Raw genomic sequence first — 17150 nt, 5'->3', positions numbered from 1 at the left:
CATCGCCGCGCCGAGTCCACAAGACCTCGAAATCGCCGAGACTGACGTGAGTGCGCCGACGCGGAGCGAGAGCCGTCCACAGCAGGAGGAGGCCCACGATGATGAAACCGACTGCCGCAGCCCACATCCAGTCCTGCCATGTTGCGCCGTCGAGCCAGTCGGCAGCGGCCTGCAGCCACCGCGTGCCCGACACCCAACCCGCCTCGACGAGCAGGTCGTGGATGGCGACCGCGACCAATGCGAGCAATGCGACGCCGATGATCACGCCGGACACAACGGATTTCGGCCCTGCTGCCGGGACGAAGACCTTGCCCTTGTGGGTGTCAGCGGTCCGCGCCTCGATGGCGGCGCGCTCGTCCTTGCCCCCTGTGAACTTGCCCCCTGTGAACTTGCCCGCTGTGTTCTCGTCCTTTGGGGCGGCGTCCGGCGTGGTCGTGCTCATGACTCCTCCTCATCGCTGTCGGTGACCCGCTCGCCGCGGGTGTCCCGACCCTCCGGCGATACTTCGGAAACTTCCGATGGGGTCGTCGGGTTCGGGATCTCGACAAACCCTGCGCGACGGCTCTTCGCCTGCGCCGTCGTCACGATCTCGGCGACTGTCACATCCACCCGTCCCGGGCGAACTCCGGTCAGTCGAGTGACCTCTGCCGCGACGTGATCGCGGACCTCGGCACACACCGCGGCGACGGCGCACGGCCACAGAAGCGCGACCGTGAGTGTGATGGTCGGAGCGGTCTGCGACATGTCCGTCGACGCGGACGGATACCCACCCGAGAGTGGGTTGAGCGCGTTCAGTACCGACGCACCCTTGCCGTCGGATTCGATCACCCCGTCTACCCCGAGTGCGGCTCGTTCTGCGATCTTCTCGCCGACACGGTCGTCGAGAACCAGACTTCCGCGAGCGCCCGGATCGGACGCGTCGGCAGCCTCCGGCGACAGGGCCGGCGCTGCCGTCCCGACCGCCGACGCGCCTAGATCGCCACGGGTGACGGTGACTGCATCAGCCACGGTTCCGGCTCTTCAGCAATCGACCGAGATCGAGCACACCGTCGCGGTGTAGCCCGATGATGAGTCCCACCGCTCCGAGCACGATGGCCAGGATGAAGCCGGTGAAGCCACCGGTCGTCGCCGCGAGTGCGAGGAGCAATCCGACAATCAGACCGATCACCGCGTTGTTACTCATCGTTGTTCACCTCTGTTGATCGAGTTGGATGTGCCTGCGTCGATGTATTCGCGACGGGGATGTCACCGATGGGAATGTCGCCAACGGGAATCTCCCCAGCTGGTGTATCCCCGCCTGCTGTGGTCCCGGGTTCGGCGCGAGACTCGGCGGGTCCGACCGAGATGTCTTCGACGACCACCGAAACGGGCACGCCCGCTACCTGCGACGCGGCTGTGACAACCTCGTCGGCGACCGCACGCAGGTCGTGGTTGACGTCGACGACGATGTGCACCTCGCCCGAGTCGTCGGACATGCGCACACCGCTGACCCGGCCACCGGGCAGGTACGTGGCGACCTCGCCGAACACTCCGGCGTGCAAACCCGTGACACCGGGCACCGCTAGCGCCGCCGCGGCGACCTGCTGCGCCACCGACCCCGCTCCTGCCTCGGAGCCGGCAATCGACGTATCGAGATCGCCCGCGGCCACGCTCGACTGCGACGACCCCGCTTGCTGCGATCCCGATTGGGAGGACTCAGACATCACTGGACCCGCGGCGTGCTCGACGAGTCGTCGTCGTCATCGTCGCCGAAGTGGATGTCGTGCACGGTGACGTTCACCTCCGTCACCTCGAGGCCGGTCATCTGCTCGATCGAGGTGATCACGTTGCGCCGGATGGCCGCCGCGAGTTGGTGAATGGCGACGCCGTAGTCGGCGACGATCGAAACGTCGACAGCGGCCTGCCGCTCCCCGACCTCGACGTTGATGCCCTGAGTGGTGCTGGTGCCCGTACCCGGGATCACCTCGCGGACCTTGCCGACCATGCGTTCGGTCGTGCCGCCGACGTCGTAGACGCCGTTGATCTCGCGCGTCGCGATACCTGCGATCTTGGCGACCACCTGGTCGGCGATCGACGTCTTGCCACGCTCTCCGGCGGGCGCAACCTTCTTGGAGGCGTCGGCCAGTGCGACGGCGCTGCTGCTCTTGGCGCCCTCGGTGCCTGTCGTGCCCGACTGGTTGCTTGCGGTTCCTGTGGCTGCGTTCTCGGCCATGACGCTCCTCTTTCCTTATTCTCATCCGATATGGACGGTCAGACGACGCGCCCCGACAACCTCGAACGCTCGCGCCGACCTTTCGGCACGCCGTCCGGGGGTAACCGGGACGGGGAGCAATGAAGGCGGGATCTTTGACCCGCTTCCTCATCGCGCCCGTATAAGGTCAGTCGTAGTGAATCCGATATCTGCACGCGTGAATTCGCGTGACGCCGGACACAGTGACGAGTCACCGTCGGCGGCGGGCCTACATTCCGGCGCGCCGCGTCCGTCGCTGCGCTCCGCTCCCGGTCCGTCATCGCCCGCTCCCGCGTTGAGCGACTTCTCCGAGGATGAGCTCGCCGCCGCCGCGGCAGCCGGCGATGCCGAAGCGTTCTCAGTCCTCGTCGGAAAGCTCTCGCCCTCCCTGCTGCGCTACCTACGCCGCATGGTCGACGATCCGCAGACCGCGGAGGATCTGGCCCAGGACACGCTCCTCGACGCATGGCGCGGACTCCCCGATTTCGCTTTCCGCAGTTCGTTCACAACGTGGATGTTCGGAATTGCGCATCGCAGAACCGTCGACCACTGGCGTCGACGCCGCGACATCCCGACCGCGGAAGAACGCTTCGCCGACCTCACCGACCCCCATCCCCTTCCCGCCGACGAGGTACTGCACACGTCTCTCGTCGACGCGTTGCGTCGAGAACTGGCGACCCTTCCGGAGACGTCGCGCGCCGTATGGTGGCTGCGAGAAGCCGAGGGACTCTCGCTCACCGAGATCTCGCGGGTCCTGCAGATCTCTGTCGGCTCGGTCCGCGGGCACCTGCAACGAAGTCGGCGGTACCTCGCGACCCGCCTCGCCCCGTGGCGGCCCGGCGCATCCAACGACGACGCGTCCAACGAAGCCGCAACAAACACCGAGAAACCCGGTGCAGGGCCGACAAGTACAGGGCCAACGAGTACAGGGCCGAGTCCGTTGAGAGGAGGACGACGATGACGCGAACAGGCAGGACAACGCGCGGCGCGGGTTCTCCCGACACCGACTTCGACGACCGCTACGAGAGACTCGACGACGACTCCGACGAGACCGACGCCTGGCTCGTGGAGGCGAGTCGTCGACTCGAGGAACCCGACCGCGACATCGCCCGCCTCATCTCGTCGATCACGGGAAAGCTCGGGCGAGTCCGACGCAACGGCCGCATCCTCGACACCGATGACGGCATGGTGAGCGTCAACGACCGGGTCGTCAAACAGCTGCTCGCCACACGTATCCGACACATACTTGGCCGACTCGTCGTGCTGGTGGAACTCGACGGCCCCGAGAGCCGCGATATCGGCGAGGGCCCGCGCGAGCAGGGCAGCTCGGAGAACGCTGTCAGTCGGGTGCGCATCGGCCTGATAGCCCGCTACCACGACGATCTCGTCGCCGATTCCGATCGCGTACGCGAGGTCGCCGACGACGTGTTGGCGTCGACTCTCGGTCCCTCGGCGTCTGCCACCGCACGCCAACACATCGACGTCCGGTGGCAGGATCTCTACACCAGAAATTGGATCGACTGAGCCCGAGCCCGTACGCGTGTTTCGCTCTCGCGAATGGCACGAGCGTCTATATGCTTTGCCCGACGGGTTTCTTCGTCACAACCGTCATAACGAGCGCGGCGTCTCAACGGCACGACCGCTGCGCCATCGGGATTGCTGCGTCACAAGGGATATCTGCGGGGGCCGACGCCGACAGAAAGGTCGACATGGCGGACGAAGACACGAGTGACGACAAGGTGATCGACGACCCCGGTTCGCCGACCTGGGCACTTCCCCGAGGAACGGTGGTGCTGCTGACCATCGCGGGCATCGTTGTAGCGGTGTTGGGCATCAAGTCGATCGGATCGATCGTCGGACCCGTGTTCCTCGGTCTGATCATGACCGTCGCTGTCGCTCCGGTGCCCGGCTGGTTGCGGCGCAAGGGCTGGCCCAAATGGACGGCGTTCCTCGCGACGGTCCTACTGGTCTACGGAATCATCCTCGGGCTGTTCGGTTCGGTCATCTACTGCGTAGCCCGGCTCGCGACGATCCTTCCCCAGTACAGCGACAAGTTCAACGACCTCATCGACGACGTCCAGAAAGCACTGTCCGACCACGGGATCGGAGAAGACAAGGTCAACGACATGCTCTCGCATATCGACGCGGGCAAGGTGTTCGACGTTGTTGGCGACGTAGTGTCGAGCACCGCGAACGCAGCGTCGGCCCTCATCCTGGTGCTCACCGTTCTCCTGTTCATGGCCGTCGACTCGATCAACGCTGACGAGCGTTTCGACGTTCTGAAGAGGGTCCGTCCCGACGTGGCGCACGCGTTTCAGACGTTCGCCTCGGGCACACGTAACTATCTCGTGGTCTCGACGGTGTTCGGCCTGATCGTGGCCGTCTTCGATACCGGCGCCCTGTGGCTGATGGGCATTCCGCTCCCGCTGCTGTGGGGCCTGCTCTCGTTCATCACCAACTACATCCCGAACATCGGCTTCGTGCTCGGAGTCATCCCGCCCGCGATCCTGGCGCTCCTCGACGGCGGCTGGACCCTCGCACTGTGGGTCATCGTCGTGTATTCGGTGATCAACTTCGTGATCCAGTCGGTGATCCAACCCAAGTTCGTCGGCGACTCCGTGGGCCTCACCACGACAGTCACGTTCTTGTCGCTGATCTTCTGGGCCTGGGTGATCGGTCCGCTCGGTGCGCTTCTCGCCATCCCGCTGACGCTGCTGTGCAAGTCGCTGCTGATCGACATCGATCCGTCGACCCGCTGGGCCGACGTGCTGGTCTCGTCGGGCCGACCGACCACAGACGAGGTCGAAGAGGCGCGACGGCATAACGATCGGGAGCAACGAATTCGCGAGGCGGAGGAACAGACTCTGCGTGCGGGCGACGGCGGCGAGAGCACGGCCTGACACAGGACGGTCTCCAGGTCACCGATCTGACCAGACCGGCTCTCGCTTGGCGAGAAACGCCGTCATACCCTCCTGTGCATCGCACGTCATCGCGTTGGTGGCCATCGTCGAGCTCATCGACCGGTACGCCTGGGGCTCGGATTCGTCGATCTGCTGATAAAAGGCACGCTTCCCTATCGCCAGAGTCGACTCGCTCGACGACGCGATGTGCAGCGCGAGATCGCGAACGACTATGTCGAGAGCGTCGGGATTTACCACGTCGTTGACCAGTCCCCAGTCGGCCGCGGTCGCTGCGTCGATCGGCTCTCCGGTGAGCAACATCTTCATCGCCCGCTTGCGCCCGATCGCCCTGGTCAGGGCAACCATCGGGGTCGAGCAGAACAACCCGATCCGCACTCCCGGCGTGCTGAATGAGGCAGACGTGGACGCCACTGCGAGGTCGCACGTGGCGACGAGCTGGCAACCTGCCGCGAAAGCCGCCCCAGCGACCTGCGCGATCACCGGTTGGCGGATCTCGTGAATGGTGGTCATCAGCTCTACACACGTCGCGAACACCGCTTCCTCGTCGTCGAGAGTTCTGTCGACTAGTTCGGTGAGGTCGTGTCCCGCGGAGAAGGCCGGCCCTTCTGCTCGAATGACGACCACGCGCACGCCCCGGTCTCCTTCAAAATCGCGCAGCGCGGTTGTGGCCGCCCGCATCGTCGACGTCGAGAGTGCATTGCGTCGACGCGGATCGGTCAGCGTGAGGTAACCGAGCGGCCCGTCATGCGAGACACTGACCGTGGTTGAATTCGTTTCCGACATTTCGTCCTCATTTCTCCGCGCTCAACGCTAATCAACTCGACGATATCTGTGCGCCGGACCACAAAATAGTGGTGATCTGCCTCACAGTGTAGGCACCCATTAAACTTGCGAAATAGCACGACGAAACGCCGTAGTGCGCAGGCATTTCTCAGAAAAATGTCAGATTTATCTTGTGTAATCGTCGCAGCGCAGGTCAGAAAGTCGATGTGACCTTTCCGTGATCACTCCGTAAGGTCGCCGTTGGTCCAAATACGAGTCACCCGAACACCCCACTCAATTTGTCCTGACCGGGTGACTGATAGGAGGAACAATGACCACGCGGATGAAGAAGACCGCCCTTCGCGCCGGAATCATCGGCGCGCTCGCACTTGCTCCCTTCGGCGTCGCGACCGCGACCGCCTCTGCGGATGGACACAATTGGGATGCCGTCGCCAACTGCGAGAGCAGCGGCAACTGGGCAACCAACACCGGGAACGGCTACTACGGCGGCCTGCAGTTCTCGCAGAGCACCTGGGAGGCCAACGGCGGTAGCGGCAGCGCGTCCAACGCGTCGCGCGAGGAGCAGATCCGCGTTGCGGAGAACGTGCTCGCAACTCAGGGGCCAGGCGCATGGCCCGTGTGCGGCCAGTACCTCTGATCCTGAGGCCTACCCGCCTGCTGTGAGGACCTGATCGGTTCTACGGTTCTGTCAACGCCCCGCGATTCTGCGGACGCCCGTGGTGTATCACGCGCGTCTGCCAGGTCGCGGGGCGTTTGCGCGTCCTCACCCTCTCAGGGCGTTCTCGTCCCAGCCTGGCACGGCGGCCTCCTCCCAACCTGACACGGCGGCGCCCCGCCGATGTCCGACACCCGGTGACCGATGTCTCCTACCATCGAGCTGAGACACCCGAGGAGGTAGTCCGAACTTCGTACGATCACCCGCCACGGCGACTGCTGCCCACCCGACGACGCCACCGCCCGGCTCGTCCCGATGAATAGGCCACCATGAGTGACGAAGCGGAACGACGGCGCATCGGACGCAACGACGGTCCCATCGAAGACGAGCTGGAGCGCAGCTTCGACGCCGTCGTCACCGAAGGCTCCGAGCGCCTGCACCGCACGGGTCGCGCCATTCTCATCACCGGCCTGTTCGGCGGGATAGAGGTGTCGGTGGGCATCATGGCGATGCTCGCGGTGCTGCACCAGACCGACAATCATCTCCTCGCAGGGCTGGCGTTCTCCATCGGACTCGTCGCCATCTATCTCGCGCACAGTGAACTGTTCACCGAAGACTTCCTGATGCCGATCGCGGCCGTCGTGGCACGTGACGGCAGGCTTCGCGACCTGGCGAAGCTGTGGCTCGGCACACTCGCGGCCAATCTGGTCGGTGGCGCGATCATGATGTGGATCGTGACCCGCGCATTTCCCGAGTGGAGCTCGACGCTGGCCGAATCCGCCGAGCACTTCGTCGATGCCCCGCTCGATCTGCAATCCATCTGCCTCGCGGTGCTCGGCGGTAGCACGATGACCCTGTTGACCCGCATGCAGCAGGGCACCGAATCTCCCGTGGCTCGGATCGTTGCCTGCGTCGGTGCGGCCTTCCTGCTCGCTGGTCTGCAGCTGTTCCACTCGGTTCTCGACTCACTGCTGATCTTCGGTGCCATGTTCTCCGGTGCCGACGTCAGCTACCTCGATTGGCTCGGGTGGTTCTGGTACGCGGTGCTGTTCAACATCGTCGGCGGTGTCGCGCTGGTGACATCGCTTCGGCTGTTGCGGACGAAGGAACTGATCGACGAGGAACGATCCAACGACGGACAGCGCGCAGGTTGACGACATCCGGTGTTCGGCGATGACGTCGTCGAACACACCGCACGCTGGTACGATGCACCCGCTACGATCGCCGCATGGATGCCGGGCACGGGTCGTCGGAGAACAGTCATCGCGTTTCCGACGCCGACCGGTCGACGCTGTCGATGTCGTTGCTGATGACACCCGACATGGCCAACTTCACCGGGAACGTTCACGGCGGCACCCTTCTCAAACTGCTCGACGAGGTGGCTTACGCCTGCGCGAGCAGGTACTCCCGTCGATACGCGGTCACGCTGTCGGTCGATCGGGTGATCTTCCGCGAACCGATCCGCGTGGGCGAGCTTCTCATCCTGTCGGCCTCGATCAATCACACCGGCCGCACCTCGATGGAGGTCGGTATCAGGGTCGAGACAGAGAACATCCATTCCGGAATCCGCCGCCACACCAACAGCTGCTACTTCACGATGGTCGCGATGGGCGACGACGGACGCCCGCACGCCGTTCCACCGCTCGTCCCCGAGACAGACGATCAGAAACGACGCTTCGCCGAGGCTGAACTGCGCCGCGCTGCCCTGCGCTCCACGCGGGCGACCTGATCGCACCATCCGCCGACAGCACCGCAAATCGCGGCCACAGCACCGAGAATCGGGGCGGCAGCATAAGTCCCGCGCGTGTGAGCGGTTGACGCTCCCGACGAGTGCCCATAGCGTCGAGGTCAGACCGGGTCGCAGGGAACACCGGTCATCAGCCCCGACACCCTGGCGGTGACCGATGCACCACCTTCCAACCATGCGCGGTCGACGATGAGAGTTGCACTGTTCGCGACGTGCTTCAACGACACGATGTGGCCGAACACCCCGCGCGCGACCGTGCTGCTGCTGGAGCGGCTCGGTGTGCGAGTCGAGTTTCCCGTCCAACAGACGTGCTGCGGACAGATGTTCACCAACACCGGCTACGCCGACGAGGCCATCGGCGGGGTGCGCCAGTTCGTCGACGTGTTCTCCGGATTCGACGCCGTCGTCGCTCCGTCGGGTTCGTGCATCGGGTCGGCCCGCCACCAGCACGCGGCGGTTGCCGCCCGCACCGGCGACACCGGGCTGTGTCTGGCTGTCGACGATCTGACGCCCAGATTCTTCGAACTCAGTGAGTTCCTCGTCGATGTGCTCGGCATCACCGATGTGGGGGCATACTTCCCGCACCGCGTCACCTATCACCCGACATGTCACTCGCTGCGCATGCTGCGTGTCGGCGACAAGCCACTTCGGTTGCTGCGCAACGTTCGTGGCATCGACCTCGTCGAACTGCCCGCTGCCGACCAGTGCTGCGGATTCGGGGGCACGTTCGCGTTGAAGAACCCCGACGTCTCGGTGGCCATGGGAGCCGACAAGTCGCGGCATGTCCGCGACACCGATGCCGAAGTTCTTGTCGCAGGCGATAACTCGTGCCTGGCGCACATCGGTGGACTGCTCTCACGCGAACGGGCAGGCGTACGGACCATGCACCTCGCCGAGATCCTGGCGTCGACCGAGGAGTACCCCGCATGAGCGAGATCATCGACGCCGCACACGCAGGCAGCCCGGAACCGGTCGGACATCACGGCGTCGGGCTCGGCCATCCGCATGTCGGCGTCACAGAGACTTTCGTCGGGATGCCAAAGTTCCCGAAGGCCGCACGCCACGAGTTGGCCAACACCGTGCAGCGTCGCAATCTCGAGCATGCAACGTCGACGATCCGACACAAGCGCGCCGTCGTCGTCGAAGAGCTCGACGACTGGGAACAACTGCGGGTGGCCGCGGAGTCGATCAAGAATCGAACACTGCGTCACCTCGACGAGTATCTGCTCGAGTTCGAGGAGAAGGCGACAGCCGCAGGCGCACAGGTACATTGGGCGCGCGACGCGGCCGAGGCGAACCGCATCATCGTCGACCTGGTCCGCGACACCGGCGCCTCGGAAGTGGTCAAGGTCAAGTCGATGGCCACCCAGGAGATCGAACTCAACGAGGCACTGGCCGCAGCGGGTATCGATGCCTGGGAGACCGATCTGGCCGAACTGATCGTGCAACTCGGCGACGACTGGCCCAGTCACATCCTGGTGCCGGCAATCCATCGAAATCGCAGTGAGGTCCGCGAGATCTTCCTGCAGAACATGGCGAAGGTGGGGCGTCCCGCACCCGACGACCTGACCGAGGAGCCTGCGCGGCTGGCCGAAGCGGCGCGAGTGCATCTGCGTGAGAAGTTCCTGCGCGCCAAGGTCGGTATCAGCGGCGCCAACTTCGCGATCGCCGACACCGGCAGCCTGGTGGTCGTCGAGTCAGAGGGCAACGGTCGCATGTGTCTGACGCTGCCCGAGACGCTCATCTCCGTTGTGGGCATCGAGAAGATCCTGCCGACGTGGGCCGACCTCGAGGTCTTCCTGCAGGTACTACCCCGCTCCAGCACCGGCGAACGCGAGAATCCGTACACGTCGATCTGGACGGGCGCCGCCGCGGGCGACGGTCCGCAGAACGTGCACATCGTCCTCCTCGACAACAACCGCACCGGCGTCTTGGCCGATGAGGTCGGGCGCGCTGCCCTGCGCTGTATTCGGTGCTCCGCGTGCCTCAACGTGTGTCCGGTCTACGAGCGCACCGGCGGGCACGCGTACGGTTCGGTCTACCCGGGTCCTATCGGCGCGATCCTCACGCCGCAGCTGCGCGGCACGGCGTCGAAGATCGATCAATCACTTCCCTACGCGTCGAGCCTGTCCGGCGCATGCTTCGACGTGTGCCCGGTCCGAATTCCCATACCGGACATACTCGTTCATCTGCGCACCCGCGTCGTCGACGAACATCGGAAGGGGCTTCCGACGGCCGAAGCCGCAGCGATGAAGGCCATGGAGAAGGTCTTCGCCGATCACCGCAGACTCGAGGCCGCGCAGAAAGCCGCTACGGTGAGTCACCGCTTCTTCGGCAACCGGCGCACGCTCGGCGCGCTGCCCTGGCCGATGACTCCGTGGTCGAGTGCGCGTGACACGCCGGTCCCACCCGCTGAGACGTTCCGCGAGTGGTGGAAACGCGAGCGCGGCAATACTTCTGGAGATGAGGCACGATGACCGCCGCACGTGAGGAGATCATCGGTCGGGTACGCGCGGCCCTGGCAGACGTACCTGCCGACGACGTCACACCCGTCGACTGGGCCTACGGCCGGCCCTCGAGCACGGGCGATCTCGGCCTCGTCGACCGATTCGCCGAGCGCGTCGCCGACTACAAAGCCGTTGTCGAACGCGTCGATCCAGCGCACCTGTCGGATCACGTGAACGCCCTGCTGGAGAACGTCGACGGTCCGATCATCGCCGACACCGTCGTCCGCGACCTCCTGTCCGGAGTAGATCCGCTGTGGCTGTCCGATGACAATCTCTCCCCCAGAGAACTCGACGCAGCGTCCGCGGTGATCACGACCGCGGCGGTCGGCATAGCCAACACCGGCACCATCGTGCTCGATCACGGTGCGGGACAAGGTCGTCGAGCCGTGTCACTGGTACCCGATGTCCACCTCTGCCTGATCCGCACCGATCAGATCGTCAGCGACGTTCCCGAAGCGGTGGCCCGCCTGATCGAGCAGGGCTCGGCGACCCGCCCCCAGACCTGGATCAGCGGGCCGAGCGCAACCAGCGACATCGAACTCGACCGCGTGGAAGGCGTCCACGGTCCGCGCACACTGCACGTCATCATCGTGGCCGACGGCGGTCGCTGAGCGGAATCGATACAGCACCGGGCGGGTTGGTAGTGGGCATGTCACCAGATATCCGTTTCGGAGTGAACCTGTTGGGTACCGGCACCGGAGAGGAGTTCCGTGCCCAGGTGCGGGCGGTCGCCGATTCCGGCGCCGACGTCGTTCTCGTACCCGACCACCTCGGCCTCATCGGGCCGATGCCTGCCCTCGTCGCGGCTGCCGCACAGGCACCGGAACTGCGAATCGGAAACTTCGTACTGAATGCGCCCTTCTACAGTCCCGCGCTGCTCGCGCGCGACTTCGCAACCGTCGATCAACTCAGCGGCGGGCGGCTCGAGATCGGTCTCGGTGCGGGCTATGTGAAAGCCGAATTCGACGCCGCGGGCATCCCGTTCGGCCGCCCCGGCCAGCGAGTCGATCATCTCGAGGAGGTCGTCGACCATCTACACGTCGCCTTCGACGATCCCGCGCAGACGCCGCCGTTCGTCCAACCGCATCCGCCGATCATGGTCGCGGGGATCGGCGACCGCGTGCTCTCGCTCGCTGCCCGCAAAGCCGACATCGTCGCGTTCTCCAACCTGCCGACCGACGACGTGCTCGCCGACCGAGTCGCTCACGTCCGTGCCGAGGCCGGTGAGCGCTTCGACGCACTCGAACTCAACGTGATCGTCTTCGACCTTGCCGTCGGGCGCGAGCCCGATGTCACCGCGCTGCGGGGGGGCAAACCCGGACGTCGACGACGCCGCGCTCCGCGGATCCGTGAATATCCTCCACGGCAGTGCTGCGGAGGTGGCCGACAGGATCAACCACCTCAACGAGACGGCCGGGATCTCGTACTTCACGTTCATCGAACCGTCGGCGAAGGATCTCGACGGACTGGCCGAGGTGATCGGTCTCGTGCGCGGCTGACCGGTCAGTCGATGAGTCCCTGACGACGCGCGCTCGCGACAGCGGCGGTCCGGGAGCCGACACCGAGCTTGGTGAAGATGTGCACCAGGTGCGACTTCACGGTCATCTCGCTCACGTGCAGCGCCTTCGCGATCTCGCGGTTGCTCCGGCCCGTCGCCACCTGTGCGACGACGTCGATCTCGCGTGGCGTCAGCACGGTGTCGGGCGTGGCGCGCACCCGCGTCAACAGTCGGGTCGCGACCGACGGCGACAACGCGCTCTCCCCCGCCGCGGCGGCGCGCACTGCGGCGAGCAGCTCTGCGGGCGGGGTGTCCTTGAGGAGATAGCCGCTGGCGCCCGCCTCGATGGCGGCGAGGATGTCGGCGTCGGTGTCGTAGTTGGTGACGACCAGGACATGGGGCGCATGGGGCAACTCGTGGATGCTGCGTGTCGCCTCGACCCCCGAAAGCCCTTCCCCGAAGCGGAGATCCATCAGTACGACATCGGGTTGCGATGTCCGGTCGGCATCGGCACACCAACCAACGGCGTCTTCGGCCGTCGCGACCTCGCCGATCACCTCGACGTCGTCGGCGTTCGTCAGCAACGCTCGCAATCCGGCGCGCACGATGGGATGGTCATCGGCCAGGAGCAGCCGGATCGTCTGCGCGCCGTCCACGCGTTCTGACGTCATACCCGCGAGCTCACAGCGGGAAACGACACCGCGACGGTGGTACCACCTGCGTCGGACGAGACGTCGGCGACACCCCCGAGATCGGCGACTCGCCGTCGAATCGTGGTGAGGCCATAGCCTTCCGACGCGTCGGGGGCGAAACCCGCTCCATCGTCCACGATGTCGAGGTGCACGTCGTCGTCGGTGTAGGTCAGGGTCAGGTGCAGCGTCGTCGCCTGCGAGTGACGCACAACGTTGGACACTGCCCCCTGTGCGATGCGGACCAGCGCGGCCTCGGTCGGCATCGCGAGTGGTTCGACGTCACCGTCGATCACCACGCTGGTGTCAATTCCGTGGCCGGAGGCGTCCGCCGCCACACGACGCAGCGCATCGGCCAGTGACGACCCGTCCAACGGCGCCGGTGACAGTTCCGCGATGAGACGTCGGGTCTCTGTGAGAGCCTCGGCAGCCGCAGTGCGCGCCAACGCGATCGACGATTGTGCCCGTTCGCCTGTCGCCTGCTCGGCCGCGTGCAGCAGCAGCTGAATACTCGACAGACTCTGCGCCACGGTGTCGTGGATCTCGGCCGCGAGACGTTCCCGTTCGGCAGCCCGCCCCACCGCCTGTTGCTGCTCGTCGAGATCGGCCTGCGCCGTGACCAATTCGTCGATGAGACGTTCGCGCTGCGCGGCCTCGGCGAACAGTTGCGCGTAGCCCGCGGAGATCACAACGGCCACCCCGGCACCCAGAACCGGCCCGATCACCGCCGCTGCCGACCACCCGCTGTGCGCCGCGTACCCGATCACCGAAACAGCTGTCGCGAGCACCACAGCCATCGACCCCCGGCGCCTGCCGAGTAGATGCAGGTAGAGGAAGAACAGGACGAACACCAGGTAGGTCGCCTCGGGGGTCAGGGCCAACTCCACCAGCCATACCGTGGTCAGGACCGTCAACCACGCCAGTGCACGCCGCCGATCGCCGAGCGCAAGTCCGCCGGCGAAGTAGACCGCGAGCCACACCGCTGCCACAACCGCCGCCGCGGTGTGGGTGGGGGTCGCGACCAACGCGCGCACCATCACCACCGCGGTCAGCGCGACGGCGAGCAGGTGCAGACCCCATCGCAACCCTGCGACGACGGGGGTGAGCGGGGACGTGTGCATGTGACCCAACGATAACCCCGGACATGCCGCACGCATCCATCGAAAGTGCGAGATCGCGGCGTCGGAAGGGTGGATCGGACGGCACCTTCTCGGGCGACGCGCGCACGGGGGTCCCCGGCCGAGCATAGAGATACATCCGATATCGACATCTGCGACCGGGCGTTCTCACCGCGGCGCAGCAGAAAGGACTCCCGATGTATGTCGCGCTTCGCGATCTGCGTCGCGCTCGTGGACGTTTCGCGCTCATCGCGCTCGTCGTCGTGCTCGTGGCGGTGCTCGTCACCTTCCTGAGCGGGCTCACCGCGGGCCTCAAGCACCAGAATGTCTCCGCCGTGCAGGCCCTGCCGGGCTCGTCTGTGGTGTTCGCCGACACCGGCACATCACCGTCGTTCGACGAATCATCGCTCACCGCAGCACAACTCGACGCATGGCGGTCCGCCGAGCCGAGCACCGTCGCCGTGGGGATCTCCAGGTCACGGATCTCGACGTCCACTCAGCCCGACGCGCCTCTGCCGGTGGCCCTGATCGGCACCGATCGCGACGCTCCTGGCTCGGGTCACGTCGAGCTGAGCGCCCCGGTCGCCGACGACCTGCACGCGAGTGCGGGCTCGGTCGTCGAACTCGGCGGTCAACGCTTCACCGTGACGCGGGTGGTCGGCGACGACTGGTATGCCCACAGCCCCGTCGTCTATCTTTCGCTCGGTGACTGGCAGACGCTCTCGCCGCACTCCGGCGCCGCGACGGTCGCGACCTTCACTTCTACCGGCGACGCCGACACCACGTCGGTGGCGAGAAGCACCCAGACGACCGTCACCAGTTCCGCCGATTCGCTGTCTGCGTTGGCGTCGTACAAGGCGGAGAACAGCTCGCTGACCTTGATGACCGTCCTGCTGCTCGTCATCTCGGCGTTGGTGATCGGCGCGTTCTTCACCGTGTGGACGGTGCAGCGCGTTCCCGACATCGCAGTCCTCAAGGCGCTGGGTGCGTCCACAGGCTCACTCGTCCGCGACGCTTTGGGCCAGGCCGCGGTGGTGCTCGTCGTCGGCGCAGCGTTCGGGACCGCGATCACAGCACTCGTCGGCGGTTTTCTCGGCGGAATTCCGTTTGTGCTGACCGCGTCCACCACGCTCGTGCCCGCCGTCGCGATCATCGCACTCGGCCTCGTCGGCGCAGCGTTGGCACTCCGATTCCTCGTCACCACCGATCCACTCACCGCGCTGGGAGGCGCACGATGACCACAACTACTTCACCGAAATCCACTCCCGCTCTTGAGATGTCCGCGGTCACGCTGACCTTTCCCGATGGCGGCGGGCGTGTGACAGCGCTCGACGACGTCGCATTGACAGTGGCGCCCGGCGAGATCGTCGCGGTGACCGGCCCTTCCGGCTCGGGAAAGTCGAGTCTGCTCGCGGTCGCGGGCGGCCTCATCCGACCCGATTCCGGACGCGTCTCGATCGGCACGGCGCCCGACACCGAGCGTGGCAGGGCTCTCGAGTCGGGGGCTGTCGGGTCAGGCGGTACGCCCGGGGCGATTGTCGAGCTCAGTGCGCTGTCGCGAAAACAGTCGGCGCGGATGCGCCGTGACCACCTCGGATTCGTCTTCCAACAGTCGAATCTCGTCGGCTCGCTGACGGCTATCGAACAGCTCGAGGTGACTGCGCACCTCGGCCAACACATCGTTGTCGGTGGCCGACGTCGCCGCGCGGTCCACGACCGCGCACGCGCACTACTCGACCAGGTGGGCCTCACCGCGCACATGCACAAACTGCCCGGTCAACTCTCCGGCGGGCAGCGCCAGCGGGTGAACATCGCGCGCAGCCTCATGAATGATCCCGCGCTACTCCTCGTCGATGAACCGACGAGTGCGCTCGATCAGCAACGCGGCAGCGAGATCATCGACCTGCTGATCAGGATGTCGCGCACGCAGAATGCGGCAACGATTCTGGTCACCCACGACCCATCCCATCTGCATCGGATGGATGCGGTCTACGAGATGGTCGACGGAAAGCTGCGCGCGCTCTCCGACGACGAGATCGCGGCGCAGCAGCGCGTGGGCGCGGGTGCAGCGAAAGTCGCCTGACGCGATGGGTGCCTATTACGCCGTGGGGCCACCGGTGCTGTCGCCGTCGGACCTGCCTGTCACATCACCGGAGCTGTGTTCGTCGCGGGTGGGCATCTCGACGTCGAGTGCGCTGACCGCGATGCCGTAGGGCAGGAAACGCACCCGGCGGGCCGGATCGGTGTTGCGTTGATTGGCACGTAGCGCGTCGAGTTCGGTCGCGAACACCTGCTCCACGCGGGCACCGCCGTCGGAATCGGTGACGAACGCCGCCCAGACACCCGAACCGGTGTCACCGGTGGTCTCCGGTTCGGGAGCAGCGCGGCGACCGGTCTGCTCGAATACCGACGACCACGCAACACCGCCGGAGGGAGAACCGAGGAACTTCCCGACCATGTCGCGCAGACCGTCCCCGGCCTCTCGAGCGAACCGATCGAAATCCTCCGGATCCATGCCGAATGGATTGTTGCCTGCCATCGTCTACCTCCCTGCGGATATCCGGTGAGCACCGGACTGAACTCCAGTGTGGCGACGCGACCGCTTCTTCGCCACCAACCCGAGCGCAGACCGGTTCAGCGCGGCGCCAACGCCTCGATCGTCCAGGTCAGGTTGCCCGTGGTCAGCGTGGAGCGCAGCCGCACGTCGAAGGCGGAGTGGAGCAGCTTCCAGACCTGGCGGGCCTGGGGAAGGTCGATCGACTTGTAATGCGAGACCACGATCTCACCGGTCGGCTCGAGCCACCCCTTCTGCAGGCGGCGAACCGTCGCCAGCGGATCCGGGAGATAGTAGAGCATCTCGGAGAACACGATCGCATCGAACCGCTTAGCCGAACCCGTCGGGTCGACGTCATCGGGACTGAACGTGCTGGCGTCGGATTGCACGAACGCGGCGCGGTCGAGCCCCCTCGCACTAGCCTTCTCGACGGCATCCTGCGCGGCGT

Annotated in this window: 22 protein-coding genes; 12 read left to right on the top strand and 10 right to left on the bottom strand. The window is 65.8% G+C overall.

Annotated features, from left to right (window positions below):
* The 5 genes from A5777_RS10700 to A5777_RS10680 all read right to left on the bottom strand — a co-directional run.
* Nucleotides 1–442: hypothetical protein (locus tag A5777_RS10700; protein ID WP_064862649.1), on the bottom strand; the 442-nt coding region annotated here is incomplete at its 3' end.
* Nucleotides 439–1008 (bottom strand): Asp23/Gls24 family envelope stress response protein, encoded by a 570-nt coding sequence (locus A5777_RS10695; protein ID WP_064862648.1) that lies wholly within the window; start codon nt 1006–1008, stop codon nt 439–441. The genes A5777_RS10695 and A5777_RS10700, both read right to left, overlap by 4 nt.
* On the bottom strand, nt 1001–1183 hold the full coding sequence (locus tag A5777_RS10690; RefSeq protein WP_064862647.1) for a DUF2273 domain-containing protein: 183 nt from the start codon (nt 1181–1183) through the stop codon (nt 1001–1003). Before A5777_RS10690 ends, A5777_RS10695 begins: the two co-directional genes overlap by 8 nt.
* Entirely contained in the window at nt 1176–1703 is a 528-nt protein-coding gene (locus tag A5777_RS10685; protein WP_064862646.1) for a hypothetical protein, read from the bottom strand. Before A5777_RS10685 ends, A5777_RS10690 begins: the two co-directional genes overlap by 8 nt.
* Complete coding sequence (locus A5777_RS10680; protein ID WP_064862645.1) at nt 1703–2212, bottom strand: Asp23/Gls24 family envelope stress response protein; 510 nt, start codon at nt 2210–2212, stop codon at nt 1703–1705. The genes A5777_RS10685 and A5777_RS10680 overlap by 1 nt, the downstream gene beginning before the upstream one ends.
* A 175-nt stretch (nt 2213–2387) precedes the next feature.
* Between A5777_RS10680 and A5777_RS10675 the strand changes: the two genes are divergently transcribed.
* From A5777_RS10675 to A5777_RS10665, 3 genes are all read left to right on the top strand, one after another.
* Nucleotides 2388–3191 carry an RNA polymerase sigma factor gene (locus A5777_RS10675; RefSeq protein ID WP_082933626.1) on the top strand — a complete coding sequence of 268 codons (804 nt, stop codon included), beginning with the start codon at nt 2388–2390 and terminating at the stop codon, nt 3189–3191.
* Nucleotides 3188–3754 (top strand): hypothetical protein, encoded by a 567-nt coding sequence (locus A5777_RS10670; protein ID WP_064862644.1) that lies wholly within the window; start codon nt 3188–3190, stop codon nt 3752–3754. The genes A5777_RS10675 and A5777_RS10670 overlap by 4 nt, the downstream gene beginning before the upstream one ends.
* Before the next feature lie 185 nt (nt 3755–3939).
* A complete protein-coding gene (locus A5777_RS10665; RefSeq protein ID WP_064862643.1) occupies nt 3940–5130 on the top strand; it encodes an AI-2E family transporter in 1191 nt (396 codons plus the stop codon).
* Nucleotides 5131–5148: 18 nt separating this feature from the next.
* Here the strand turns inward: A5777_RS10665 and A5777_RS10660 are convergent, their stop codons facing one another.
* Nucleotides 5149–5934, bottom strand: coding sequence for an enoyl-CoA hydratase (locus tag A5777_RS10660; protein WP_064862642.1), 786 nt, complete (start codon nt 5932–5934; stop codon nt 5149–5151).
* A 310-nt stretch (nt 5935–6244) separates the two neighbouring features.
* Here A5777_RS10660 and A5777_RS10655 point away from each other — a divergent pair, with 310 nt between their 5' ends.
* The 7 genes from A5777_RS10655 (at nt 6245) to A5777_RS10625 (ending at nt 12365) form a co-directional block, all read left to right on the top strand.
* A complete protein-coding gene (locus A5777_RS10655) occupies nt 6245–6571 on the top strand; it encodes a transglycosylase family protein (protein WP_064862641.1) in 327 nt (108 codons plus the stop codon).
* Nucleotides 6572–6918: 347 nt separating this feature from the next.
* The gene (locus A5777_RS10650; RefSeq protein ID WP_064862640.1) at nt 6919–7743 is read left to right on the top strand and encodes a formate/nitrite transporter family protein; all 825 of its coding nucleotides are present in this window, start codon (nt 6919–6921) and stop codon (nt 7741–7743) included.
* A 74-nt stretch (nt 7744–7817) separates the two neighbouring features.
* On the top strand, nt 7818–8318 hold the full coding sequence (locus A5777_RS10645) for an acyl-CoA thioesterase (RefSeq protein WP_064862639.1): 501 nt from the start codon (nt 7818–7820) through the stop codon (nt 8316–8318).
* A gap of 207 nt (nt 8319–8525) precedes the next feature.
* Nucleotides 8526–9266, top strand: a complete 741-nt coding sequence (locus tag A5777_RS10640; protein ID WP_064862638.1) for a (Fe-S)-binding protein — start codon at nt 8526–8528, stop codon at nt 9264–9266.
* Complete coding sequence (locus A5777_RS10635) at nt 9263–10813, top strand: LutB/LldF family L-lactate oxidation iron-sulfur protein (RefSeq protein WP_082933625.1); 1551 nt, start codon at nt 9263–9265, stop codon at nt 10811–10813. Before A5777_RS10640 ends, A5777_RS10635 begins: the two co-directional genes overlap by 4 nt.
* Entirely contained in the window at nt 10810–11454 is a 645-nt protein-coding gene (locus tag A5777_RS10630) for a LutC/YkgG family protein (protein WP_064862637.1), read from the top strand. Before A5777_RS10635 ends, A5777_RS10630 begins: the two co-directional genes overlap by 4 nt.
* Before the next feature lie 38 nt (nt 11455–11492).
* Entirely contained in the window at nt 11493–12365 is an 873-nt protein-coding gene (locus tag A5777_RS10625) for a TIGR03621 family F420-dependent LLM class oxidoreductase (protein ID WP_231895018.1), read from the top strand.
* Here A5777_RS10625 and A5777_RS10620 read toward each other — a convergent pair.
* Nucleotides 12347–13012, bottom strand: coding sequence for a response regulator transcription factor (locus tag A5777_RS10620; protein ID WP_064862636.1), 666 nt, complete (start codon nt 13010–13012; stop codon nt 12347–12349). The genes A5777_RS10625 and A5777_RS10620 overlap by 19 nt on opposite strands.
* On the bottom strand, nt 13009–14151 hold the full coding sequence (locus tag A5777_RS10615; RefSeq protein WP_064862635.1) for a sensor histidine kinase: 1143 nt from the start codon (nt 14149–14151) through the stop codon (nt 13009–13011). The genes A5777_RS10620 and A5777_RS10615 overlap by 4 nt, the downstream gene beginning before the upstream one ends.
* A gap of 194 nt (nt 14152–14345) precedes the next feature.
* Here A5777_RS10615 and A5777_RS10610 point away from each other — a divergent pair, with 194 nt between their 5' ends.
* Nucleotides 14346–15386 carry an ABC transporter permease gene (locus A5777_RS10610; protein ID WP_064862634.1) on the top strand — a complete coding sequence of 347 codons (1041 nt, stop codon included), beginning with the start codon at nt 14346–14348 and terminating at the stop codon, nt 15384–15386.
* Nucleotides 15383–16231 (top strand): ABC transporter ATP-binding protein, encoded by an 849-nt coding sequence (locus tag A5777_RS10605; RefSeq protein ID WP_064862633.1) that lies wholly within the window; start codon nt 15383–15385, stop codon nt 16229–16231. Before A5777_RS10610 ends, A5777_RS10605 begins: the two co-directional genes overlap by 4 nt.
* A 15-nt stretch (nt 16232–16246) precedes the next feature.
* Here the strand turns inward: A5777_RS10605 and A5777_RS10600 are convergent, their stop codons facing one another.
* Both A5777_RS10600 and A5777_RS10595 read right to left on the bottom strand, forming a co-directional pair.
* Nucleotides 16247–16687: a hypothetical protein gene (locus A5777_RS10600; protein ID WP_064862632.1), complete on the bottom strand. Its 441-nt coding sequence runs from the start codon at nt 16685–16687 to the stop codon at nt 16247–16249.
* Nucleotides 16688–16782: 95 nt separating this feature from the next.
* The coding region (locus A5777_RS10595; protein WP_156529345.1) for a class I SAM-dependent methyltransferase at nt 16783–17150 on the bottom strand (368 nt) is incomplete at its 5' end.

This window comes from Gordonia sp. 852002-10350_SCH5691597 (genome assembly GCF_001665715.1).
Taxonomy (GTDB): Bacteria; Actinomycetota; Actinomycetes; order Mycobacteriales; family Mycobacteriaceae; genus Gordonia; species Gordonia sputi.
This window is presented reverse-complemented; position numbering and strand designations above follow the sequence as displayed.